This window comes from Brevundimonas sp. FV1ps31S (genome assembly GCF_058681265.1).
This window is the reverse complement of the sequence record NZ_CM178735.1, coordinates 3,072,773-3,095,012: the sequence shown is the minus strand read 5'-3', so window position 1 is coordinate 3,095,012 and position 22,240 is coordinate 3,072,773. Positions and strand designations below refer to the sequence as shown.

At 67.2% G+C, this 22,240-nt stretch carries 27 protein-coding genes and 1 tRNA gene; 15 read left to right on the top strand and 13 right to left on the bottom strand.

From position 1 onward, the window contains the following. Positions 1–5 precede the first annotated feature (5 nt). Complete coding sequence (gene prmC, locus ACVPT3_RS14805) at positions 6–920, bottom strand: peptide chain release factor N(5)-glutamine methyltransferase (protein ID WP_492041621.1); 915 nt, start codon at positions 918–920, stop codon at positions 6–8. A gap of 93 nt (positions 921–1,013) precedes the next feature. On the opposite strand from prmC, the gene ACVPT3_RS14800 reads away from it, so the two are divergent. Further along, the gene (locus ACVPT3_RS14800; protein ID WP_492041620.1) at positions 1,014–2,261 is read left to right on the top strand and encodes a YihY/virulence factor BrkB family protein; all 1,248 of its coding nucleotides are present in this window, start codon (positions 1,014–1,016) and stop codon (positions 2,259–2,261) included. Here ACVPT3_RS14800 and hslU read toward each other — a convergent pair. After that, positions 2,251–3,552, bottom strand: coding sequence for an ATP-dependent protease ATPase subunit HslU (gene hslU / locus ACVPT3_RS14795; protein ID WP_492041619.1), 1,302 nt, complete (start codon positions 3,550–3,552; stop codon positions 2,251–2,253). The two genes, ACVPT3_RS14800 and hslU, sit on opposite strands and share 11 nt — an antisense overlap. A 302-nt stretch (positions 3,553–3,854) precedes the next feature. Between hslU and xrtH the strand changes: the two genes are divergently transcribed. Both xrtH and ACVPT3_RS14785 read left to right on the top strand, forming a co-directional pair. After that, a complete protein-coding gene (gene xrtH, locus ACVPT3_RS14790; protein ID WP_492041618.1) occupies positions 3,855–4,400 on the top strand; it encodes an exosortase H in 546 nt (181 codons plus the stop codon). Beyond that, the gene (locus tag ACVPT3_RS14785; protein ID WP_492041617.1) at positions 4,397–5,020 is read left to right on the top strand and encodes an exosortase H-associated membrane protein; all 624 of its coding nucleotides are present in this window, start codon (positions 4,397–4,399) and stop codon (positions 5,018–5,020) included. The genes xrtH and ACVPT3_RS14785 overlap by 4 nt, the downstream gene beginning before the upstream one ends. Positions 5,021–5,144: 124 nt before the next feature. On the opposite strand, the gene ppa is transcribed toward ACVPT3_RS14785, so the two are convergent. Further along, complete coding sequence (gene ppa, locus ACVPT3_RS14780; RefSeq protein WP_492041616.1) at positions 5,145–5,705, bottom strand: inorganic diphosphatase; 561 nt, start codon at positions 5,703–5,705, stop codon at positions 5,145–5,147. Between the two features lie 128 nt (positions 5,706–5,833). Here ppa and ACVPT3_RS14775 point away from each other — a divergent pair, with 128 nt between their 5' ends. Then, a complete protein-coding gene (locus ACVPT3_RS14775) occupies positions 5,834–6,517 on the top strand; it encodes a DUF599 domain-containing protein (protein ID WP_492041615.1) in 684 nt (227 codons plus the stop codon). Between the two features lie 223 nt (positions 6,518–6,740). Here ACVPT3_RS14775 and ACVPT3_RS14770 read toward each other — a convergent pair whose 3' ends face one another. Then, positions 6,741–7,565 (bottom strand): N-formylglutamate amidohydrolase, encoded by an 825-nt coding sequence (locus ACVPT3_RS14770; RefSeq protein ID WP_492041614.1) that lies wholly within the window; start codon positions 7,563–7,565, stop codon positions 6,741–6,743. Positions 7,566–7,679: 114 nt separating this feature from the next. Here ACVPT3_RS14770 and cpdR point away from each other — a divergent pair, with 114 nt between their 5' ends. After that, a complete protein-coding gene (gene cpdR / locus ACVPT3_RS14765; protein WP_054764657.1) occupies positions 7,680–8,036 on the top strand; it encodes a cell cycle two-component system response regulator CpdR in 357 nt (118 codons plus the stop codon). Between the two features lie 123 nt (positions 8,037–8,159). After that, positions 8,160–8,234: transfer RNA gene (locus ACVPT3_RS14760), tRNA-Val, on the top strand. 197 nt (positions 8,235–8,431) lie between these two features. Here the strand turns inward: ACVPT3_RS14760 and arsH are convergent. The 3 genes from arsH to ACVPT3_RS14745 form a co-directional block, all read right to left on the bottom strand. Continuing rightward, positions 8,432–9,142: an arsenical resistance protein ArsH gene (arsH, locus tag ACVPT3_RS14755; protein WP_492041613.1), complete on the bottom strand. Its 711-nt coding sequence runs from the start codon at positions 9,140–9,142 to the stop codon at positions 8,432–8,434. A gap of 91 nt (positions 9,143–9,233) precedes the next feature. Further along, positions 9,234–10,022 carry an SDR family oxidoreductase gene (locus tag ACVPT3_RS14750; protein WP_492041612.1) on the bottom strand — a complete coding sequence of 263 codons (789 nt, stop codon included), beginning with the start codon at positions 10,020–10,022 and terminating at the stop codon, positions 9,234–9,236. Continuing rightward, entirely contained in the window at positions 10,019–10,348 is a 330-nt protein-coding gene (locus ACVPT3_RS14745) for a nuclear transport factor 2 family protein (protein ID WP_492041611.1), read from the bottom strand. The genes ACVPT3_RS14750 and ACVPT3_RS14745 overlap by 4 nt, the downstream gene beginning before the upstream one ends. A gap of 59 nt (positions 10,349–10,407) precedes the next feature. On the opposite strand from ACVPT3_RS14745, the gene ACVPT3_RS14740 reads away from it, so the two are divergent. After that, positions 10,408–10,815, top strand: a complete 408-nt coding sequence (locus tag ACVPT3_RS14740; RefSeq protein ID WP_492041610.1) for a winged helix-turn-helix transcriptional regulator — start codon at positions 10,408–10,410, stop codon at positions 10,813–10,815. A gap of 48 nt (positions 10,816–10,863) precedes the next feature. Here the strand turns inward: ACVPT3_RS14740 and ACVPT3_RS14735 are convergent, their stop codons facing one another. Together ACVPT3_RS14735 and ACVPT3_RS14730 are read right to left on the bottom strand one after the other, a co-directional pair. Then, positions 10,864–11,646, bottom strand: coding sequence for a DUF1365 domain-containing protein (locus tag ACVPT3_RS14735; protein WP_492041609.1), 783 nt, complete (start codon positions 11,644–11,646; stop codon positions 10,864–10,866). After that, positions 11,643–12,980, bottom strand: a complete 1,338-nt coding sequence (locus tag ACVPT3_RS14730; RefSeq protein ID WP_492041608.1) for an NAD(P)/FAD-dependent oxidoreductase — start codon at positions 12,978–12,980, stop codon at positions 11,643–11,645. Before ACVPT3_RS14730 ends, ACVPT3_RS14735 begins: the two co-directional genes overlap by 4 nt. Positions 12,981–13,044: 64 nt before the next feature. On the opposite strand from ACVPT3_RS14730, the gene ACVPT3_RS14725 reads away from it, so the two are divergent. Then, on the top strand, positions 13,045–13,683 hold the full coding sequence (locus ACVPT3_RS14725; RefSeq protein ID WP_492041607.1) for a sigma-70 family RNA polymerase sigma factor: 639 nt from the start codon (positions 13,045–13,047) through the stop codon (positions 13,681–13,683). Next, the gene (gene chrR / locus ACVPT3_RS14720) at positions 13,680–14,318 is read left to right on the top strand and encodes a cadmium/peroxide/UV radiation responsive anti-sigma factor ChrR (RefSeq protein ID WP_492041606.1); all 639 of its coding nucleotides are present in this window, start codon (positions 13,680–13,682) and stop codon (positions 14,316–14,318) included. The genes ACVPT3_RS14725 and chrR overlap by 4 nt, the downstream gene beginning before the upstream one ends. A 77-nt stretch (positions 14,319–14,395) precedes the next feature. On the opposite strand, the gene ACVPT3_RS14715 is transcribed toward chrR, so the two are convergent. Then, positions 14,396–14,764, bottom strand: coding sequence for a hypothetical protein (locus ACVPT3_RS14715; RefSeq protein WP_492041605.1), 369 nt, complete (start codon positions 14,762–14,764; stop codon positions 14,396–14,398). A gap of 225 nt (positions 14,765–14,989) precedes the next feature. On the opposite strand from ACVPT3_RS14715, the gene ACVPT3_RS14710 reads away from it, so the two are divergent. The 5 genes from ACVPT3_RS14710 to ACVPT3_RS14690 all read left to right on the top strand — a co-directional run bounded on the left by ACVPT3_RS14710 (position 14,990) and on the right by ACVPT3_RS14690 (position 19,170). Then, complete coding sequence (locus ACVPT3_RS14710; RefSeq protein ID WP_492041604.1) at positions 14,990–15,325, top strand: PepSY domain-containing protein; 336 nt, start codon at positions 14,990–14,992, stop codon at positions 15,323–15,325. After that, the gene (locus ACVPT3_RS14705) at positions 15,325–16,005 is read left to right on the top strand and encodes a response regulator transcription factor (RefSeq protein ID WP_166622061.1); all 681 of its coding nucleotides are present in this window, start codon (positions 15,325–15,327) and stop codon (positions 16,003–16,005) included. Before ACVPT3_RS14710 ends, ACVPT3_RS14705 begins: the two co-directional genes overlap by 1 nt. Then, positions 16,002–17,462, top strand: coding sequence for an ATP-binding protein (locus ACVPT3_RS14700; RefSeq protein ID WP_492041603.1), 1,461 nt, complete (start codon positions 16,002–16,004; stop codon positions 17,460–17,462). The genes ACVPT3_RS14705 and ACVPT3_RS14700 overlap by 4 nt, the downstream gene beginning before the upstream one ends. 57 nt (positions 17,463–17,519) lie before the next feature. Continuing rightward, a complete protein-coding gene (locus ACVPT3_RS14695) occupies positions 17,520–18,431 on the top strand; it encodes a DUF1206 domain-containing protein (protein WP_492041602.1) in 912 nt (303 codons plus the stop codon). Between the two features lie 67 nt (positions 18,432–18,498). Continuing rightward, positions 18,499–19,170, top strand: coding sequence for a DsbA family oxidoreductase (locus ACVPT3_RS14690; protein WP_492041601.1), 672 nt, complete (start codon positions 18,499–18,501; stop codon positions 19,168–19,170). A 41-nt stretch (positions 19,171–19,211) separates the two neighbouring features. Here the strand turns inward: ACVPT3_RS14690 and ACVPT3_RS14685 are convergent, their stop codons facing one another. From ACVPT3_RS14685 to ACVPT3_RS14675, 3 genes are all read right to left on the bottom strand, one after another. Continuing rightward, positions 19,212–19,616: a hypothetical protein gene (locus tag ACVPT3_RS14685; protein ID WP_492041600.1), complete on the bottom strand. Its 405-nt coding sequence runs from the start codon at positions 19,614–19,616 to the stop codon at positions 19,212–19,214. 272 nt (positions 19,617–19,888) lie between these two features. Continuing rightward, entirely contained in the window at positions 19,889–20,065 is a 177-nt protein-coding gene (locus ACVPT3_RS14680) for a hypothetical protein (RefSeq protein ID WP_492041599.1), read from the bottom strand. Further along, entirely contained in the window at positions 20,062–20,571 is a 510-nt protein-coding gene (locus ACVPT3_RS14675) for an ATPase (RefSeq protein WP_492041598.1), read from the bottom strand. Before ACVPT3_RS14675 ends, ACVPT3_RS14680 begins: the two co-directional genes overlap by 4 nt. Positions 20,572–20,758: 187 nt before the next feature. Between ACVPT3_RS14675 and ACVPT3_RS14670 the strand changes: the two genes are divergently transcribed. Continuing rightward, positions 20,759–22,213: a hypothetical protein gene (locus ACVPT3_RS14670; protein ID WP_492041597.1), complete on the top strand. Its 1,455-nt coding sequence runs from the start codon at positions 20,759–20,761 to the stop codon at positions 22,211–22,213. The last annotated feature ends 27 nt before the right edge of the window (positions 22,214–22,240 follow it).

Below are 22,240 nucleotides of genomic sequence, written 5' to 3'. Positions count from 1 at the left end.
GCGCGTCACTCCTGCGGGATCGGATTGGTCCTCGGGTCCGGGCCGTTGGTGACGACGCGGTCGCGTTCGCCCAGGTCCTTGATCACCTTGACGTCGGCGAAGCCCTGGGCCTCGAACAGGGCCTTGACCTGGGGCCCCTGGTCCCAGCCGATCTCGACCGCGAAGACGCCGCCGGGCTTGAGGATCCGCTTCACCTCGGGGGCCAGGTCGCGATAGGCCTGAAGCCCGTCGGGGCCGCCGTCCAGGGCCAGGTGCGGGTCGTGGTCGCGGACCTCGGGGTCCAGGGTCGGGATGTGGTCGGTGGGGATATAGGGGGGGTTGGACACCACCAGGTCGAAGCTCGCGTCGCCGAAGCCCGCGGCCCATTCGGTGCGCAGGAAGGCGGCGCGTTCGTTCAGGTCCAGGTTGGCGGCATTCTCCTTGGCCACGGCCAGGGCCTCTGTCGAGATGTCGGTGCCGACGCCCTGGGCCGCCGGCCGCTCGGCCAGCAGGGCCAGCAGGATGGCGCCCGAGCCGGTGCCCAGGTCGGCGATGCTGAAGGCCTGGGTCTTGGCGAAGGCCAGCAGGGCGATGTCGAGGATGGTCTCGGTGTCGGGGCGGGGGCTGAGGACGTCGGGGGTGACGTTCAGCATGATCTTCCAGAAGCCCTTCTTGCCGACGATCCGCGACACGGGCTCTCGGCGCAGGCGGCGTTCGACCATGGCCTCGTACTCGGCCTGCTGCTCGGGCGTGACGACGCGATAGGGATCGGTCAGAATGTCCATGCGGCTGGCGCCGACGGCGGCTTCCAGCAGCAGGCGGGCGTCGATGGCCGGGCTGTCGATGCGTCCGCCCTTCAGGCGGGCCTGGGCGGCCTTCCAGACGGTCAGCAGGGTCGCGGCGCCGTCGGACGGCTTGGGGGAGAGGGGCTCGGTGGTCATTTCGGGTGATTGGCCCTTCGCGGCCGGGATTTCAAGCACGGCCGGTCGCGCGCCGGGCGGGAACGTCGCAGCCGCTGCGCCGTTCGCCTGCTGATGTCCAGGTTCAAGTCTCCCGCCCCTCCGCCCCGCCGCCCGCTGTGGAAGTTCGTCGCGGCGGCCCTGGGCGGGCTGAGCGCCGGCGCCGGCGCGGCCCATCTGCTCTACACCCAGGGCCACAAGGTCGGGCTGGAGCTGCGCCCCGAACGCCCCGAGCCCCTGCCGCCCAAACCCCCGACGCCGGAGGACTACGAAACGAAGGAGCCGGGGCGCGGCCGTCTCGCCGCCCGGCCCGAACACATCCCGCACAAGGGCTGGACCGACATCCTGTGGCGCACCGGGGGCTCCTATTTCGGCGACCGGGTCGGCTTCGTCGCCGGGGGCGTGACCTTCTTCACCCTGCTGTCCCTGTTCCCGCTTCTGGGGACGTTCGTGACCCTGTACGGCCTGTTCGCCGATCCGGCCGACGCCTGGAGCCGGCTTCAGTTCCTGTACGGCGTCATGCCCAGCAGTATCGCCGCCTTCCTGGGCGGCGAGATGGAGCGGCTGGCCGCGAACTCGAACGGCCAGCTGACCTTCACCCTGATCTGGACCCTGGCCCTGTCGCTGTGGACCGCCAACGGGGCGGTCAAGGTGCTCTTCTACGGGCTGAACATCGCCTATCACGAGGTCGAGCGCCGCAACATCGTCCGCTACAACCTGCTGTGCATGGGCTTCACCGTCGGGGCCATTGCTGCCGTGCTGGTGAGTTCGCTGCTGGTAGTGGGGGTGCCGGTGGTGGTGCGGCTGTTCGGCCTGGAGGAGGAGTGGGGCCTGATGGCCCTGTTCCGCTGGCCCCTGCTGCTGGTCGGCTATGTGACGGCCCTGACCCTGATCTACCGGTTCGGACCGTGCCGGCAGAAGGCGCGCTGGCGCTGGCTGACGCCGGGGGCGATCTTCGCGGCCGTGGTCAGCCTGACGGTCTCCTTCGTCTTCAGCTGGTACCTGACCAACTTCGTCCGCACCGACTCCTATGGCCCGCTGGCGGCCATGATGGGCTTCCTGCTGTGGACCTGGCTGTCGGTGCAGGTGATCCTGATGGGGGCCGAGCTGAACGCCGAGATCGAGCATCAAACGGCGATAGACACCACCACCGGCAAGTCCCAGCCCATCGGCGAACGGGGCGCCAAGGTGGCCGACAGCGTCGGCGCCAAGCGCGGCAATCCCGCCGCCCTGGCCTTCACCCAGCGCCACGCCGAGGCGGTCGCCGACCGGCTGATGCGCCGCCGGAACCGCCGGGAAAGCGAGGCCGTCTCTAGAGAATGAACCGGCTCAGATCGACGTCCTTGGTCAGCAGGCTCAGCTTGTCGCGCACCGCCTCGCCGTCGAAGGATACGGTCTGGCCCGCCAGGTCCGAGGCCTTGAAACTGGTCTCCTCCAGCACCCGCTCCAGCACGGTCTGAAGCCGCCGGGCGCCGATGTTTTCGACGGCGGAGTTGGCCGCCACCGCCGCATCGGCCAGGGCCTCGACCGCGTCCTCGGTGAAGGTCAGGGTCACGTCCTCGGTCGCCAGAAGGGCCTGGTTCTGACGGATCAGATTGGCCTCGGGCTCGGTCAGGATCCGCTTGAAGTCGTCCCGCGTCAGGGCCTTCAGCTCGACCCGGATCGGCAGCCGTCCCTGAAGCTCCGGCAACAGGTCCGACGGCTTGGCCACATGGAAGGCGCCCGAGGCGATGAACAGCACATGGTCGGTCTTCACCGGCCCGTATTTGGTCGAGACGGTGGTCCCCTCGATCAGGGGCAGCAGGTCGCGCTGCACCCCCTCGCGCGACACGTCGGCGCCCGACGCCCCCTGCCGGGCCGCCACCTTGTCGATCTCGTCCAAGAAGACGATGCCCTCGTTCTCGGCCAGGATCAGGGCCTCCTTGGTCAGGCTGTCCTGATCCAGCAGCTTGTCGCCCTCCTCGGCGATCAGAGGGGCGGTGGCGTCGCGGACCGTCAGCTTGACCGTCTTGGTCCGCCCGCCGCCCATCTTGCCCAGCATCTCCGACAGGTTCAGCAGGCCCACGGCCCCGCCGCCGGGAATATCCAGCCCCTGGATCGGCGAGGCGGTGTCGGCTAGGGCGATCTCGATCTCCTTGTCGTCCAGTTCGCCGGCCCGCAGCTTCTTCCTGAAGCTGTCGCGCGTCGCCGGCCCGGCGCCGGGGCCGACCAGGGCGTCCAGGATCCGGTCCTCGGCCGCCCCTTCCGCCCGCGCCCGCACCTCGCCGCGCCGGCGGTCGCGCACCATGACCAGGGCGCTCTCGACCAAGTCGCGCATGATCTGATCGACGTCGCGGCCGACATAGCCGACCTCGGTGAACTTGGTCGCCTCGACCTTGAGGAAGGGCGATCCGGCCAGCCGGGCCAGCCGCCGGGCGATCTCGGTCTTGCCGACGCCGGTGGGGCCGATCATCAGGATGTTCTTGGGCGTGACCTCGTCACGCAGATCCTCGGGCACGCGCTTGCGACGCCAGCGATTGCGCAGAGCCACGGCCACGGCGCGCTTGGCGTCGTCCTGGCCGACGATATAGCGATCAAGTTCGGAGACGATTTCGCGGGGGGAGAGGTCAGTCATGTCGACCAGATAGGAGGGGACGAACCGTTACGGGAGAGGGGAGCGACGTCGTATCGCGTGATTGGCGTGCAAGGAGGGGTTTGACGGGGCGTCGTCGCCTCCCGTGGGCGTCGCTGCCTGTCGAGCAGGCCGAAACGGTCGCTTCCCGCCGGCGTTTCGATATCCACTGGCGGCGGATCGGCGAAACGGTGTAGGCACGCTGCCGGCCCACGATCCCGTGACGCCGACGAGGGCAGGATTGATGGACCGAGGAACGCGAACCTCATTGGGCAGGCCCGTCTTCCCGAGCGAGAGATCACGCCTTGCTTGATCGGGTTCGCACCGTATTCGGCAGCCCGGCGGGACAGTTCCTGTCGCTGTTCGGGCTCCTGGCCTTGGCGATGTTCTCGGTGTTGGCGACGCCTTGGGCGACAGCGGGATTCGTCCAGCCCTTCACTCAGGCGCTGGTCCATCTATGCCAATTGATCGTCCATCCGTTTGATAGCCGGGTCGTCGCGGACGGCGACATCCTGCGTTTCACCGACGGCGTGGGCGCGGTGAGGGTCCTGGCCGGCTGCAACGCCGTGGAAGTGTGCGCCCTTCTGGCGGCCGCCATGCTGGCCTTTCCCACGACGATATTGAGGTCTCTCGCGGGCGTGGCCTTCGCCATTCTCGCGCTGCAGACCGTCAACCTGCTTCGGATCGTCAGCCTGCTTTATCTGTCGCGGGGCGAACCCAGCCTGTTTGAGTTCTTCCACAACTATGTGTGGGACGCGATGATCGGACTGGAGGGACTGGTGCTGTTCTTCGGTTGGGTGCGCTTCCAGCCGGCGAAGGCCCCGGCGTCCCCTGAGGCAGGCCTGACATGATGGCTTTCAGATCCGATCATCGCAGGTTTGCGTTATGGGCTGGCGTCGTCCTGGTCGTCATTCTGCCGCCCTGGTGGCTGTGGGGCGCGGATCTGGCTGCGGCTGTGTTGCGGCCTTTCGTCAGTCTTCTGCTAAAGGCCACCGGCGTCCACGGCGTCGTCGCCACGGCGGACGGCTGGAATGTGCAGACGGGGTTGTCCCTGGCCAACGGCAAGGGCGAGTTCGTCCTCGGCGTGAGGCAGGACACGCTTCGCCGGTTTCTTCTCGGCTTTCCGCTGCTGTTGGCCTTCATGGCCGCACCGCCTCGGACCGACCGGCCCTGGTCGGCGGTGGCCGCCGGAGCCGTCGCGCTGACCACCGTCTTTCTGTTCAGCGTGATCACTTATGTCTGGGGCGAACTGGCGCCGATCCTCAACCCGAGCCTGTCGCCCACGGGCCAGGCGCCGGTCGTCGTGCTCGCGGCCGAACCTCTGCACCCCGCGATCGCCCAGATCGTTCTGCTGGGGCGGTATGCAGGCATGTCGGTGTTGCCGCTGCTGACCGCCGTCCTGGTCTGGGCGGCGACCAACCCGAGCGGAATGCGCGCGCTCGCCAGTGCGCCCTCTGAAGATACGCACTAGAGGAGCCGGCGTCAGACGTCGCGCAATGTGGCGCTGCTCTGGCCCTCCCGTCGCCGGCCCTTCCGTCGCCCGCAGGCGTCCTCTGACCAGAGTACGCCTCGAAGCCTGGGCAAGGCCGCCTCGATCAGGCGGCCTTGCCGGCCTTTTTGGCGGCCAGCTTGTCCAGGTGGGCCTTCATGCCGGCCTCGATCAGGGCGGCGGCCTCGCCGGCGTCGCCCCAGCCCTTGACGGTGACCGACTTGCCCTTCTCCAGGTCCTTGTAGCGGGTGAAGAAGTGTTCGATCTGCTCGATCAGGATAGCCGGCAGCTGACGATAGCTGGCGACGTCGGTGTAATAGGGGTTCAGCTTGTCGACCGGCACGGCGAGGATCTTCTCGTCGCCGCCGGCCTCGTCCACCATCAGCAGCACGCCGATGGGACGCGAGCGAATGACGCAGCCCGGCACGACCGGCGTCGGGTTCAGCACGATCACATCGCAGGGATCGCCGTCGTCCGACAGGGTGTGCGGGATGAAACCGTAGTTGCCCGGATAATACATGGCGGTGTGCAGGAAGCGGTCGACGAACAAAGCGCCGGACGCCTTGTCCATCTCGTATTTGACCGGCAAGCCGCCCTGCGGGATTTCGATGACCACATTGATGTCCCAGGGGGCGTTCGGGCCGACGGGAATGGCGTCGAGGTTCATGGCGGGATCTTTGCTGCGACTGCGAAATTCTGTGAGGCGAAGGGTGATAGGCCGCACACGTCGCCTGGGCAAGCGCGACGTGCGTCGATGGTCTTGCGCGCTACGGCGCGCTGGGGTCAGTTGGCGTCATGACCTGGGTTGATTGGGCCGCGCTGGCGCTCTTTTTCATCTGCTGGCTCGGCTATGCGCCGATCCTGAAGTTCGTGGGCCGCCATGGCGGTTCGCTGAACGACGATATGGCTCATGTCCGCAAAGTCTGGATGGCGTCGATGACGCATCGGGAGATCCGGCTGGTCGACAGCCAGCTGATGGGGCATTCGATCAACTCCGCCTCCTTCTTCGCCTCGACCAATCTGCTGCTCATCGCGGCGGTGGGGGGGATATTGTTCGGCGGCGAGAGCAAGCTGGAAGGGTTCGCGGCCGTCGGGGCGGACAATGTGCCGATCAAGATCCTAGAGGCCAAACTGGCCCTGGTGCTGATCTGCCTGACGCGCGGCTTCCTGGATTTCATCTGGGCCCTACGCCAGATGAACTACACCCTGGCCTTGATCGGCTCGGCGCCCGAACTGCATCACAAGACCGACCGGAAGGCGTTCGGAGAGGCGGCCGCCGAACTGTTGAACCCGGCGCTCAGCGCCTTCAGCCAAGGGGTTAGGGGCTATTATTTCGCCCTGGCTGCGGCCGCCTGGCTGTTCGGCCCGCTGTGGCTGGCCTTGGGCGTCGCCTCATCCTTCGGCCTGCTGATCTATCGGCAGGAAGCCTCGCCAGCCGCCCGCGCCATCCGAAACGCCCGGCGTCTGTTGGGCGAGTGAGGCTTCATCGCGCTGCGACTGTGGCGACGGATGCCGCAATTGCGAAACATCCTGTGACATGGAAACCGCGTTGAAGGCTTGACCGATTGTGCATCGCAACCTAGATTGACCTTCGACGCCTCCGGGCGTCTTGCCCTTCCTGGGCGTTTCCTCCCTATAGACTTTATATGCCGCGCCTCCGGGCGCGGCTTTTTTTTTGACTTATCGCTGATCAGTCGACGTCTCAGACGGTCCTCTCGTCCGCGCACAGGGCGGCGATGACGCGGTTTAGGGCCTTGCAAGTCCCGGCATGGCTGGCGTTCGGCGTCTGGCTCTCTTCGTCAAGATAGAGTTTGCGGCTCAGTTCGATCTGTATCGCCCCAAAGCCTTCCGAGGGCCGTCCCCAGACCTGCGTCGACCAGCCCCCCGCATAGGGATGGTTCAGAGCCACCCGCCAGCCCAGGCTCTCGAACAGGTCGCGCAGCCGGCGCGTCAGGCGCGGCGGGCAGGAGGAACCGTGCCGGTCGCCCAGTACCACCTCGGCCCCCACAGCCCGCGCCGGCATCGAATGCCAGTCGATCAGAACCGCCGTGCCACGCCGCGACCGGGTGTCTTCCATCAGCCCCGCCAGTGCGGCGTGATAGGGGGCATGGGCGTCCTGGACGCGCGCCTGGGCTTCCGCCAGCGACAGACGGCGCGCGTAAAGGGGCAAGCCGTCGCCTGACAGGCGGGGGATAACGCCGTATCCGGCGCGCGTCTTGGCGCCGACCGGCCCGTCCACATCGGCGATCAGGTCGGGGTCCAGTTCCGCAGGGTCGCGATTCAGGTCCAGATAGGCCCGGCCGATCTTGGCCTCGATCAGGGGGGCGCCGTACGCCGGACCCTCGCGCACCAGGGCGCCGACCAGGGCGTCCTCGGCGCTCTTCAGGCTGCGGCGGGCCAGACCGGCGACCGCGCCCATGTCGTCCGGATAGACGTCGCCGGAATGGGGCGAGGCGAACACCAGGGCCGTCTGCGGCGCCGCGGCGGGCGGCAGGGTTATGGCGAAACTGGCCCCATTGATGGTCATGGCCCTCGCATAACGGGTTTCCTTGTGGAAGGAAGACGTTCTGCGGGTGAATTTCATCGCCGGTTTACCGTTGCGAGCCTAGGTTCGCCGTCTGTATTCAAGGGACATTCTCGAATGGCGCGCATCCTTCTGGCCGAAGACGACAGTTCGCTGCGGGGCTTTCTGACCCGTGCGCTGGAACGGGCCGGCCATCAGGTCATCGACTGCGAGAACGGCGACGACGCCATCGACGCGCTGGAACACGGCCCCTACGATCTGCTGCTGACCGACATCGTCATGCCGGGCGCCGACGGCATAGAGGTGGCCCGCGTCGCCGCGGCTCGTCAGCCGGGCCTGCGGATCATGTTCATCACCGGCTTCGCCGCCGTCGCCCTGACCGCCGCCCAGGCCTCGCCCCAGGCCAAGGTCCTGTCCAAGCCGGTCCACCTGCGCGACCTGGTCAACGAGGTCGAGCGGATGGTGGCGGCCTGAGTTTTCTGACCGAACGGCATCGTCGAGAAATCTCGATCTTGCCGTGAAATCGTCTTGATGCCGGCAAGTCGTTTCGCTATACGACCGCCTCCCACCCCGGAACGACTTCCCGGGGCCTACGGCGGATGCGTAGCTCAGCGGGAGAGCACCTCGTTGACATCGAGGGGGTCACAGGTTCAATCCCTGTCGCGTCCACCATTTCTTCCCACGACATTCAAGGCGTTGAAGAAACCGCTTCCCGGCGGTCGAAAACGCGTGGTTGCTACAGCAGCGTCTGGAATGCTCAGAAAACAATTCTGAATCATCAGGGGACGTGAGCTTTCATCTCCGCGTAGCGTGCCCCGGTCGGTCTCGCTCGATACGGCGCCACGCCTCTCGTTGAGCCGCCTGACAATCTACTCTGATGCGTCTCTAAGGGATGCGGCCGTTGCTTGGCGACTTTCTGCTTTCCTTTCGCTGTAGCGGTCGACGAGGTAGTCCGAGGGCCCTCGGGTCAGCAGAGTGAACTTGAACAACTCCTCCATCACATCGACCAGCCGCTCGTAATAGGGCGACGCCAGCATACGGCCCTGCTCGTCGAACTCATTGAACGCCTTGGCGACCGATGATTGATTGGGAATGGTCAGCATCCGCATCCACCGGCCCAGCACGCGAAGCTGGTTGACGGTGTTGAATGATTGCGACCCGGCATTGACCTGCATGACGGCAAGGGTGCGGCCCTGCGTCGGCCGAACGCCGCCGCTCTCCAAGGGAAGCCAGTCGATCTGGGACTTGAAGACGCCGGTCATGGCTCCGTGCCGTTCGGGGCTGCACCAGACGTGACCCTCCGACCAGATCGACGCCTCACGCAACTCCTGAACCTTGGGATGGCTCGGGTCGGCGCCGTCGGGCTGCGGCAAGCCGCGCGGATCGAAGATGCGGGTTTCGGCGCCGAAGCGCCGCAGGAGACGATCGGCCTCTTCCACCAGCAACCGGCTGTAGGATCGCTCGCGTAGCGAGCCGTAGAGCAGGAGAAAGCGAGGCGGATGGTCGAAGGCGATCGGCTCCAGCCGATCCAGCGTCGGCCGATCCAGATATTCGGGGGCAAGGGCAGGAAAACCGATCATGGCTTTCCCTTGCCATATATTTCTTCAATTCGTGAAGTATGGAATCGAATTCGGCCGCCGATGCGTTGTCCGCCCTCGCCCACGACGGGCGTCAGACCGTGGGTATGGTCCCCCCGTCGATGACGAATTCGCCGCCATGGATGGCGGCGGCGCGATCCGAGGCGAGGAAGGCGATCAATTCCGCCACCTCCTCGGGCTGGGCCGGGCGGCCGATCGGAATGCCGCCCAGCGCCTGCAGGATGCTGTCGCGGGCGTCGTCCAGGGAGCCGCCAGTGCTCTCGGCGATCCGGGCCACGAGCGCGTCGGAGGCCTCGGTGTAAATCCAGCCGGGGGAGACCACGTTCACCCGCACGCCCTTTGGCCCCACCTCCTTGGACAGGGCCTTGCTGTAGGTCGTCAGGGCGGCCTTGGCGGCCGCATAGGCGGTTGTCGATTCCGGCAAGGGCAGGGTGGCCTGGATCGACGAGACATGCACCACCGCCCCGAACCCCTGGGCGATCATCTGGGGGACCAGCAGCCGGTCCAGACGCACGGCCGGCATGAGGTTGAGGTCGAGCTCGGCGCGCCAGCTGTCCTCGGTGAGGGCGGCGAAGCCGCCGCCGGGAGAGGACGATCCGCCGACGACGTGCGCCAGGATGTCGACCCCGCCCAGCCGCTCGCGCGCGGCGGCGGCCACGGTCTCGGCGCCCTGCGGCGTCGTCAGGTCGGCCTGGACGAACTCGAGGCCTGCGACCGGTTCGGGCGTCGTCCGGGCGGCGGTGATCACCCGCGCGCCGCCCGCGAGGAAGCGCTGGACCGTCGCCCGGCCCGCCCCCTTGGTGCCAGCGGTGACGAGGACGCGCCTGCCCTCGAACTCGGTGGGATCGGGACTGGCGGTCATGCGGTGATCTCGAGGGTCTTGATGGCGCCGTTCTCGAGCAGGAAGCGCTGCGTGAACCGGATGGGGCTGCCCTTGAAGTCGCCGTGGGTCGGTCCCTCGACCACCACCTGGCCGTCCTCGTGACGGACGACGTCGGGGGTGAAGACCGCCCTGGCGGCCAGGACGGCCTCTTCCAGCCAGACCCGCAGTTCGGCGCGCCCCTGATGGCGTCCGCCGTCGTCGAGAACGACGGCGTCGGCGGCGAAGGTGTTCAGCATGTCGTCGATGTCCAGCCGGGCGTTGGCCGCGACATAATCGGCGATGGGGCGGGGTAGGACGGGCGCCATGACGGTTCTCCTGGGCTTGTTGCATTGTGCGCTGGAGAAACTGGAAGTAGGCTGTGGAAATGGCAAGAACCGACAAAAAAGTCAGCGACTTACCTGAAGGTAAGCGCATCGATTACACGCCGCAGACCGCGGCCCAGAGCGCACAGAACGTAATCCGTGTGCTCGAGGGGCGCTGGAAGCTGATCATCCTGTTCCAGTTATTCGGCCCCAACGTCCGCCGCTTCTCCGAACTGGAGCGGGCCATCCCCGGCGTGTCCCAGAAGATGCTGATCCAGCAGCTGCGCCAGCTGGAGGCGGACGGCGTGGTCGGCCGCGTGGTCCATGCCGAGGTGCCGCCGCGCGTGGAGTACCATCTGACCGAATGGGGCCAGTCCCTTTGCCCCGTGCTGGACAAGCTGCTTGTCTGGGCCGAGACCGCGCCGCCCGATGTCCGCGCGCGTCTGATCGACTCCGAAACGGTTAGCTAGGCCGGGCCCGGTCGAACCCACAGGCGCCCGGCGAGTCCTCCCGCCGGCCTAACCCTTGTGGCGCAGATCCAGCACGCCGGGACCGGCGGGGGGCTTGCGGGTCAGGGGCACGCGCTTCAGCCACAGTTTCAGCGCCTCCCAATGGATGGCCGCCACCACCTTCAACGTCAGCAGCGGCATGGACAGGGCGGCGGCGGTGAGTGCGCGGTCGCTCAGCGCACGGCGTTCACCGGTCATGGTGGTGGCGATCAGCAGGCCCGCCGGATCCGATCCGTCGATCGCCAGGGCCAGGGTTTCGCCTGGCGGTCGGCCCTTGAAGTCATAGCGCATGTCCATGTCCATGAAAGGCGACACATAGAGGCTCTTTCCAGCCTGTTGGCGGAAACGACCGGCCTCTGCGTCGGCCGCAGCGACGGGCAGGACATAGGACTGGCGCTCGCCAAAGGTGCTGGTGACCTCATAGATCATGGCCGCCAGCCGCCCATCTTCGTGGTGACAGAAATAGAGGCTGATCGGGTTGAAGACGAAGCCGAGGACGCGCGGCATGGTCAGGAGTCGTACGGCGCCCCTGCCGATGTCGACGCCCACCCCGCTCAGGCGGATTTCGACCTGAGTCCGCAGTGGCGTGCCCGAAGCGTCGCCGTGGTCGCTGTCATGGAAGGACAGCAGATTGAATCGATTGCGTGAAAAGACCCTGAGCCGGTCGTTCAGAGCGTCGATCTCGGCCAGGTCCAGCATCAGCCAGAAGACGCGATAGTTGAGCCGATGCGGATGTGGGCGCAGCCGAGCGTGGAAGACGCCGCCGACGTAGAGGGCCGAGGCCTGGGTCACGCCGCCCGCTCAAGTTCCGCCACAGGACAAGACAGGTGGATGCGACCGCTCTCGTTGTCGACGGTCCAGGGACGGCGGACTCCGCCCAGCTGTTCGGCCACGGCCAGGCCCGACTGAAGCCCGTCCTCGTGGAAGCCGGCTCCGAAATGCGCGCCGCAGAACCAGACGCCGCCCTGGCCTTGCAGGCTCCACAGGTCCTTCTGCGCCCTGATGGCGGCGGGGTCGAAGATCGGATGCTCGTACAGTTCGCTGCGCAACAGGGTTCCGGCGGCGGGCGGGCGCGGCGGGTTCAGGGTGACGAACAGGTCCTGGCCCGGCAGGCCTTGAAGACGGTTCATCCAGTAGGTGACGCACAGGCCGTCGTCGGCGCCGATATAGTTCCACGAGGCCCAGGCGCGGCGGCGACGGGGCATCAGGCCGGCGTCGGTGTGCAGGATGGTCAGGTTGCGGCTGTATTTGAACGCGCCCAGCAGTTCGCGCTCGCGGGCGGTCGGCTCGGCCAGCATGGCCAGGGCCTGGTCGGCGTGGGCTCCGATGACGACGTGGTCGAACCGTTCTTCGGCGCCGGTCGTGTCCTGAACCACCACGCCGCCGTCGATGCGCCGGACCTGGTCCACCCCCCGACGCAAACGCACCCCTTCACCGATCTGGCGCGCCAATTCCTCGACATAGACCCGGCTGCCGCCGACGACGGTGCGCCACAGCGGACGCCCTACCAGTTTCAGCAGGCCGTGGTTGCCGCAGAAACGCAGGAAGGATTCGGCGGGATAGTCCATCAGGGTGTGGGCCGGCGACGACCAGATGGCGGCGGCCATGGGCAGCAGGTGATCGTCGCGGAACGCCTCGCTGAAACCCTCGCGCTTCAGATACTGCCCCAGGGTCAGGTCGCTGTCGTCCAGGGCCGCCATGCCGCCGGGCGCTGAGCGATAGAAGCGCAGGATCTCCTTCAGCATCGACCAGAAGCGGGGACGGAACAGGTTGCGGCGCTGGGCGAACAGGGCGGGCGCGGCGTATTCGAACCGCCCCTGGTCCAACGACACGGCGAAGGACATGTCGGTGGCCCGGGTCTCGAGCCCCAGATGGGCGAACAGGGCGATCAGGTTGGGATAGGTGGCGTCGTTGAAGACGATGAAGCCGGTGTCCACCGCCGTCTCTCCAGTGGCGGTGCGCACTTCGACGGTGTTGGAATGGCCCCCCAGCCGGTCGTCGCGCTCATAGATCGTCACGTCGTGGCGTTTGGACAAAAGCCAGGCGCTGGACAGGGCGGCGATCCCCGAGCCCACGACGGCGATCCGCAGCCGCGGACCGGTCTCGTTGGGGGACGACAGGGGCATGGGGACTCCGGCAAAGGACGAAAGACGCTGAAGATACGTGGCGACCCAGCGGCCGGATCACGAAATGATCCAGACTTTCACCGGAACCGTATTAGGGTCCATGCATGGACAGGTCTCAGATATTCAGCGGATTCGGCCGCCGGTGACGCCTACGGACGGCGAGTATGACCGGCTGATCGAGGCCGTGGCGCTGAGGCGGGACCGCGAGGCGTTCGCGCGCCTGTTCGAACATTTCGCCCCGCGTCTGAAGGCCTATCTGATGAAGGCCGGCGCGCCTGCAGGCGCCGCCGAAGACTTCGCTCAGGACGCCATGCTGACGGTCTGGCGCAAGGCGGAGCTGTTCGACAGCACCAAGGCCCGCGCCGCGACCTGGATCTTCACCATCGCCCGCAACCGGCGGCTGGACGTGCTGCGCCAGGACGCGCGCCGGACCCCGATGCCGGAGATCGAACTGTCTCAGGACGAACCGGAACGACCCGACCAGATCCTGTCGATGTCCCAAGACGCCGCGCGGCTGAAGACGGCGATGTCGCGGCTCTCGGCCGACCAGATCGAAGTTCTTCGCCTGGCCTTCTTCCAGGACAATCCCCATTCCGAAATCGCCCGGCGGCTGGACCTGCCGTTGGGCACGGTCAAATCCCGCATACGCAAGGCCATGATCAAACTGCGCACCCTGCTTGACGACGACGGAGGCGAAATATGAGCGCGCTCCACAGCCCTTCCGAAGAACGGCTGCTGGCCTATGCCGCCGGGACGCTCAGCCCGCCGGAGGCCGTGGTGGTCGCCGCCCATCTGGCGATGCGGCCCGAGAACGACGCCTGGGTGCGCCGGCTTCAGGCGGTAGGCGGCAGTCTGTTGGATGAGCTCGAGCCGGCGCCCATGCCGGATGATGCTCTTGCCCGCGTCCTGGCGCGGGCCGAGACCGACGCTGGAGAGGTGCTCGCCTCGACGCCGCTGAACGACATGACCGGTCTGCCCGAACCCTTGCGTCGCTATGCACTGGGGCCCTGGCGATGGCTCGGTCCCGGCATGCGCGCCCGCGACGTCCATGCCCCGCGCGACGGCGATTGCCGCGTCATCCTGCTCGAGATCGGGCCGGGCCGCGAGACGCCCAAACACACGCACGGCGGCGTTGAACTGACTTGCGTCATCCACGGCGCCTACGCCACCGAGACGGCGCGGTTCGATGTTGGAGACTTCGAGGAGGCGGATGACGAGGTCCTGCACCAGCCGCGCGTGGTGTCGCCCGATCCCTGCCTGTGCGTTGTGGCCCTGGATGGGCAAATTCAGCTGGACGGCTGGCTGGGCAAGCTGATCCAGCCGTTCATCAAGCTGTAGGCCGGGACGCGCTGCACAGACGAAAGAGCGCGGCCCTTGCGGACCGCGCTCTACGCATCTCGGGACGGAGGCCCGGCCTAGCCGCGACGGTTGTCCCAATCGTTACGCTCATGGCGGATCTGGCCCGACAGGCGGTCGAAGCGACGGTCCAGATCGGCGCGCTCCCAGGCGGTCAGGCCGCCGCGACGGTAGTTGGCCTCAAGACGCAGCAGGCCGTTGAACTCGCTGCGCAGGCGGCTCGCCTCACGACGGCTCAGCTGACCCGTGCGAACGCCCCGATCAATACGGCGGTCAAGATCGTCCTGCCGCGCATTGATCGACTGCCAGTGGCCATAGCCGGCTTGATAGACAGGCGGGCGGCCATGGTGGCCATAGGACTGGGCTGCGGCGGGCAAGGCGGCCGAGGCGGCGGCCAGGACGACGGCGGGGATGATGAACTTCCGCATGGTGTTTCTCCTCGGTGTGGACCGGTCGGGTGACCGGCGATGGGGAGATATGACGACGCGGGGGCTGAGCCCGATCTGAACAGAGCCGCTCAGGTTCGGTTCATCTAGATGAGAAATGCGTCAGGTGCGGAGTGTTCCGGCGTTCGCGCAATGGCGTTTCGGTCCGCCCTATTCTATACGGATCATTCAGGGCCTGTTCAGGAGAACGGCGCCAGATTGACGCCCATGTTCAGCAAGTCAGCCAGTTTGATCGTCGCCGTCGCGACCCTGGCCCTCGCTCCGGTCCTGACTCCGGCAGCGAGCGCACAGTCGCGCGACGAACGCCAGCAGACCCAACCGCAGCCTCAACCGCGCCAGCCGCGCGTCAGTCCGGACGAGGCGCGCCGCCGTGGCGGCGAGGCCGTCGGGGGGCGCCCCATCGACACCCGCCCGCGCGGCGACGGCAACTACTCCGTCCTGGTGGAACGCGACGGTCGCGTCCGCGAGGTCGTGGTCGACGGTCAGACCGGACGCACACGCGACAGCGGATCCTCCAACAACCAGCGTCCCAGGCCAGACTGATGCGTGTCCTTCTCGTCGAAGACGATGTCGATCTGTCACGCCAGCTAAAGGCCGCCCTATCCGACGCCGGCTATGCCGTGGACCACGCCCCCGACGGCGAGGAAGCCCATTATCTGGGCGAGAACGAGCCCTATGACGTCGTCGTCCTGGATCTGGGCCTGCCCAAGATCGACGGGGTGTCGGTGCTGGAGCGCTGGCGGCGCGAGGGCAAGACCACGCCGGTGCTGATCCTGACCGCGCGCGGCGCCTGGTCGGATAAGGTGGCGGGCTTTGACGCCGGCGCCGACGACTATCTGACCAAGCCGTTCCACACTGAGGAGCTTCTGGCGCGCCTGCGGGCCCTGCTGCGCCGCTCGGCCGGCATCGCCTCGGCGACCCTGGCGTGCGGCGGCCTGAGGCTGGACCCGCGCGCGGCCCGCGCCAGCGTCAATGGCGAGCCGCTGCGGTTGACCTCGCTGGAGTACCGGCTGCTTCACTATATGATGATGCACCAGGGCCGGGTCATCAGCCGCACCGAACTGGTCGAGCACCTGTATGATCAGGACTTCGATCGCGACTCCAACACCATCGAGGTCTTCATCGGCCGGCTGCGCAAGAAGGTCGGGCCGGACCGGATCGAGACCGTGCGCGGCCTGGGCTATCGGCTGACGCCCCTGGTCGGCGAATCCGAAGCGGCGTGAGCGAGGCGGGGGCGCCCGAGCGCCTGTCGGTCGGTCGAAGCGCCGACTGGGGCCGCTATCTGGGTCGTCCCGGCCGATCCCTGACGCGACGGCTGATCTGGCTGGCCTCGGCCTGGATCCTGGTGGCCCTGGTGATCGCGGCCATCGTCCTGACCCAGGCCTTCCAGGACTCGGCGCTGCGACGCCTCGGCGACATGCTGGACGAGACCATCGACGAGATCGTGGTGGCGGCCAGCCGCACGGGCGAGGGCGAGGTCGTGCCCCAGATCCAGGACGCCCGCACCCTGCGGCTGCTGTCGGGCAAATACTGGCAGATCCTGGAGGTCCGGCCGGACGGGACCCTGGTCAGCATCGCTCGCTCGACCTCGCTGTGGACCTATGATCTGGCCCTGCCGGCCGACCTGCCGCCCCGCCTGGATGCGGCCTTCGGGGAGGTGATCACCTACAACACCCGGGGACCCAAGAACGACCCCACCACGCGCGAGCCGCTGCGGGTCGCAGCCAGCATGAAATCCATCCCTGGGCGCGAGAACCCGGTCGTCTTCCTGGCCGCCATCGACCGGTCCGAGGTGGACGCAGACACGCGCCAGTTCGCCACCGTCACCTGGGTGGCCCTGCTGATCCTGGGCCTGGGCCTGGTGGCGGCGGTCTTCATCCAGGTCCAGGTCGGCTTGCGGCCCCTCTATGAGCTGCGCAACGAGATCGCGGCCGTGCGCCACGGCAAGGCGGCGCGGATCGGACGGTCCTATCCGCTGGAAATCCAGCCCCTGGCCGAACAGGTCAACCGGCTGCTGGACCATAACCAGGAGGTCGTGGAGCGCCAGCGCACCCATGTCGGCAACCTGGCCCATGCCCTGAAGACCCCGATCTCGGTCATGCTGGCCGAGGCCGGAACCGCCGAGGGCGCTCTGCCCGAACTGGTGCGGCGTCAGACCAAGGTCATGCAGGGCCAGGTCGACCACCATCTGCGTCGCGCCCGCGCCGCCGCCCGCGCCGCCCACGGCCTGGGCGAGACCACGCCGGTGCCCGAGGTGATGGACGAGCTGGCGGTGATGATCGAACAGGTGTTCCGCGACAAGGGCGCCGAGATCGACTGGCGCGCGCCCGACGACCTGGCCTTCCTGGGCGAACGCCAGGACCTGCAGGAGATCCTGGGCAATCTGATCGAGAACGCGGCCAAGTTCAGCAAGCGGCGAGTCCGCGTCTCGGCCGGCCCCAGCGGCCTGGGTCAGATGATCGTGGTGGTCGAGGACGACGGCCCCGGCCTGCCCGCCGACCAGCGCGAGGCGGTCATGAAGCGCGGCGCCCGGCTGGACGAAAGCGCGCCCGGTTCGGGCCTGGGCCTGTCGATCGTCGAGGACCTGACGCGGGCCTATGGCGGGCGGCTGACCCTGGGCGACAGCGAGATGGGCGGGCTGAAGGTGGTGCTGGAGCTGCCGGCGGCCCAAGCCGGTTAGGGCGGGCGGAGCCATCGGCATTCAGGCGCGTTGAACCGCTCCGCTGCTGGAGCCGTCATGTTCGCCGCCCGTCTTCGTCATGCCGCCGCCGCCCTGGGCGAGACCGTCCGCAGCCGCGTCCCCGCCACGCGCCGCGTTCCCAAGCTGACCACCCTGATCGAGGGCGCGGCGCGGGTCGGTTATGGGGCGCGGGGCTTTGTTTATCTGTCGGCGGGGGCTCTGACCCTGCTGGCGGCGATGGACCGGATCGGCGACGCCGTCGGCACGGGCGGGGCGGCGGGCTGGCTGGCCGAACAGCCGTTCGGGCGGGTCTGGCTGATCTTGCTGGGCCTCGGCCTGTGGGCCTTCGTCGGCTGGCGCGCGCTACAGGCCGTGTTCGACGCGGATCATGCGGGGACCGACGCCAAGGGCTGGGCCACGCGCGCAGGCCAGGCGGTCAGCGGCCTGTTCTACGGCCTCCTGGCGGCGGGGGTGTTCGAGTATCTGGACGAGGTCGGCGACGCCACCTCGCGGGCGGCGGACCAGGCCGAGAGCATCGCGGAGAACCAGCAGAAGGCGGCCATGATCCTGGACCTGCCGTTCGGCGGCCTGCTGCTGATCGGGGTCGGGCTGGTGGTGCTGGCGGTGGGGGTCGGCAACATCGTGCGGGCCTTCTGCGACGACTTCGACGACGCCCTGGCCTGCCCCAAGGCGGTGCGTCGGCCGGCCTCGGTGACGGCGCGGATCGGCTATGGCGCGCGGGGGTTCGCCTATCTGCCCCTGGGGGTCTTCGTGGTCCTGGCCGGGCTGCACACCCGGTCGGGCGAGGTGACCAGCACGGCCGCCGCCCTGGAGACCCTGGAGGCCCAGCCGGGCGGGTCGTGGGTCCTGGGCTTGACGGCGGCGGGGCTGATGGCCTTCGGCGCCTTCGCCTTCGTGGAGGCGCGCTGGCGGCGGATCCGGCCGCCGCGGGACCTGACGCTGGGCTGAGGCCTTGGCGTCGCGCGGGGCCTTCCCATATGCTCCGCAACACATCCTGTTCCAGAAGGCCCTCGCCATGACCCAAGCCGTGCCGATGAAGACCCTGAAGATCGACTTCGTCTCCGACGTCGTCTGTCCCTGGTGCGTCGTGGGCCTGGGCGGGCTCGAGACGGCGCTGACCAGGCTCGAGGGCGAGGGGATCGGCGCCGACATCGCCTTTCAGCCGTTCGAACTGAACCCCCAGATCGCGCCCGAGGGCGAGAACATCGTCGAGCACATCGGCCGCAAATACGGCGCCACCCCGGAACAGTCGGCCGCCAACCGCGCCATGATCCGCGAGCGGGCGGGGGAGGTTGGCTTCGACATGCGCATGACCGACGACAGCTGCATCTGGAACACCTTCGACGCCCACCGCCTGCTGCACTGGGCGCACGAGACGGCCCCCGAGAAGCAGAAGGCGCTGAAACAGGCCCTGTTCAGCGCCCACTTCACCGAGAACCGCAACCTGACCGACGCCGGCGTCCTGACCACGGCCGCCGAGGCCGCCGGGCTGGACCGGGCCGAGGCGGGCGAGGTCCTGGCCTCGGGCCGCTACGCCCAGGACGTGCGCGGGGCCGAGGAGCTGTGGCGGTCGCGGGGGATCACCTCGGTCCCGGCCGTGGTGGTCGAGGGCAAATATATGATCAGCGGCGGCCAGTCGGCCCAGGTGTTCGAAGAGGCCCTGAGGAAGATCGCGGCCGAGGTCTGACGGCCGGCGAAATAGGCTCATTCGACTCGAAAAGAGTGAGTCTATTTCCGTCTATTCTGGCGCGCGCCGGGCCCCCTCCACCCCCGCGCAAGAGGCGCGGCGGCCCCCCTCCCCCAAGGGGGGGAGGATTTCGGTCGCCCTAGAGATCCTCCCCCCCTTGGGGGAGGTGGATCGTCGCGCAGCGACGAGACGGAGGGGGCCGGCCCCTCGATCCGGCCGATCCGCAGCCGCCCCACCGTCAGCTCGTCCACATGCAGGCGCCGCACCCGCGCCCGGCCCACCGCCAGGGCGCCGACGGCCACGGCCCCGATCGCCAGCGCCCCCAGCGACAAGGCCCCGATCGCCAAGGCCCCCACGGCCAGCGCCCCCGCCGCCCCGCCGCCGGTCGCGACGGATCGGGCGGCGACGGACTTGACGGCGATGGAGGGGCGCGGGGCGGTGGTCATGGCGGCAGAAGACGCCGGGGGGACGGCGGGGTCAACCGCGCTTGACGGCGGACGCGCCGTCGCCACACCGGCCCCGTCACCCCAGCCCGCGCCACGCCGCCACCGCCGTCCCTCTCCCGTTGGGAGAGGGCTTGAGGCCCGCAGAGCGTCAGCGATGCGTCTTGGCCGAAAGGGTGAGGGTCGTGCGTCTTCGGCGAGGTCCGACCCTCACCCTTTCGCGTTTCCAATCGCTTCGCTCTCGGACGCTCAAACCCTCTCCCACCGGGAGAGGGTTAGGCCCGCTTTTTCCGGGGCGTAGCCGGAGCATCGGCGGCGGTGACCAGATGCCCCTTCCAGCCGGGCGGCGGCAGGAACTTGCCGGACTTCTCCTCGCGCGTGCCTTCGCGCGCGACCCGGGCGGCGTCGCGCCCGGCCTTCAGGACGGTTTCGGTGTCGAAGATCTTGCTCATCGCGGGCTCATTTCTAGCAGTTCCAGGCCCTCGTCGCTACTCGCATAGACCTCCCACGAGTCCACCAGCGGTTTGTAGACCGTCTCCAGATAGTCGAGGCTGAGCGCGAAACGGCGGCGCAGCGTGTCTTCAGGTATGCCGTGGCCGCCCTGGGCTACACGGCGCGCCACGCGGGCCACGGAGAAGTCCGCCGAAGGCGGGCGCAGATAGATCAGTTCGACCCGGTATCCGGCCGCCTTGAACCGGCGGATGCGCGGGGCGTGGGAGCGGGTGGCCAGGGTCGTCTCCAGCACCCCGTCCGCCCGCTCGACGAACAGGGCGTCCAGCCGGTCCAGCACCAACCGCCCGGCCGCCAGATCGCGCGCCGCGCCTTCGCCCGTCAGACCGCGCGCCACCTCGTCCGGGTTCACGAACCGAAACGCCTCCGCCCGCTGCCGCAGGAAGCGGTTGATGAAGGTGGTCTTGCCGGCGCCGTTGGGTCCGGCGAGGAGGACTAGGGTGGGCATGTTGGGAGGTTAGCGCGAAATGATTCTGTGTCACCAGATCGCGAAGATCAGGCATGCAGCCTTGACGAAAGTTGCCCGACCGGCGATATGTGGGTCGCGCTCTGAAAAGGCGCGGAACCGGGGCCGCAAGGTCTCACATTGAAACCTGGAGCAGGTTTCGGTCGAGAACTAGATAGCGCCGTGAACGGTGCTGCTCGCCGTTTTTCGAGCGACGCTTGTTCCTTTCGAAAGTCGAAAGGGACTTTTTATGTCTACATTCGTTCTGAAATTCACCCACGTCTCCGTTCAACCGAGCGGTGATGCGAGCTCCATTCGCCGCGCGGTGGGCTTCGTGAATATCGGTCAACTGCTGCCCATCCTTGACAGCAAAGCGTTGGCCCCCAATCCCCGCAGCGCCAAGCGCAATGCCATCATTGAAGGTATTCTGGGCACTATGAACGACAGCCCTGAGCTGTTGCGGTTCAAGTCCAAAGGACTGCTAATTTCCTCTCATCGGGTTGAGGAACTTCAGCGCAACCGGTTCCGCGTCACCTTTGAAAAGGAGTTCGTTGACGGAGTCTTGGACGGCGGTCATAACCTGTTCGCCATCGGCCTTTTTGTCCTGTCTCAAGTTATCGGAGAGAGGGAAGTCGCCCGGATCAAGACTTGGGAACAACTCGATCACGTTTGGGCCGAAAACCGGAAAGAAGTCGAGGGGCTGGAGTTCGACCCCGAGGATCTGGTGTCCGTCGAGCTTCTCTATCCCGGTTCCACTAGCGAAGCCGATCAGGAAGCTTTTGATCGCGCAGCCTTTGATATCTCACAGGCCAGAAACGCCAATACTGAAGTTAAGACGGAGGCGTTCCAAAACAAGCTCGGCTTTTACGACGTGTTGAAGGACGCGCTTCCGGAAGAACTCAGCCACCGGGTGGAATGGAAGCCGGGAGTGGTCGAGCAGCCTGAAGCAAAGCCCATTCCGGTCCGGGACATCGTCGCTCTGGCCTGGATCCCGCTGAACTTCGCGAACGAGCACAAACTCCTGCCCCTGGATATCTCGGTGCTTCCCCAGAACATCTATCGCAACAAGGGAGAGTGTTCCGAGAAGTTCAAAACGCTGATGGCGCACAACGAAGTCACTGAACCGATCGGTGGCCAAGCCGGCCAAACCCGGGAACTGAAGCATGCGACCGTTGAATCCTGCTTGTTCATCACGGGCGATCTGCCGCGGCTTTACGATCTTATCTACGAAAAGTTTCCCCGGTTCTACAATGATGGAACCCATCGGTTTGGGCGGCGGAGCGTCGTCAAGATGTACGATCCGGAGAAGTTGAAGGAGCTGAAAGCCGAGGGCAAAGACGCTTCCGGATATACCGGGATCCGTCCCCTGACTCCCTTCTTCCAGCGCTCGTCGAAGGACATGAAGTGGAAGTATCCTGATGCGTTGATCATCCCCTTCGTGACAGCTCTGTCGGCCCTCATGAAAATCGAGGGCGACGAAGTCGTCTGGGCCACCGATGACATCGACAAGGCGGTTATGGAGAAGCTTGAAAAGGCCGCGCCGCTATTTGACGGCCAACTCGATGCCTACGACTGGGATCCCCAGCGTCTGGCGAAGAGCCCGTCCAGCCATAAGCAGGCTGCGAGCTACTACCGGGTACTCTGATCCCCGCCCCAATCAGGGCTGGAAATC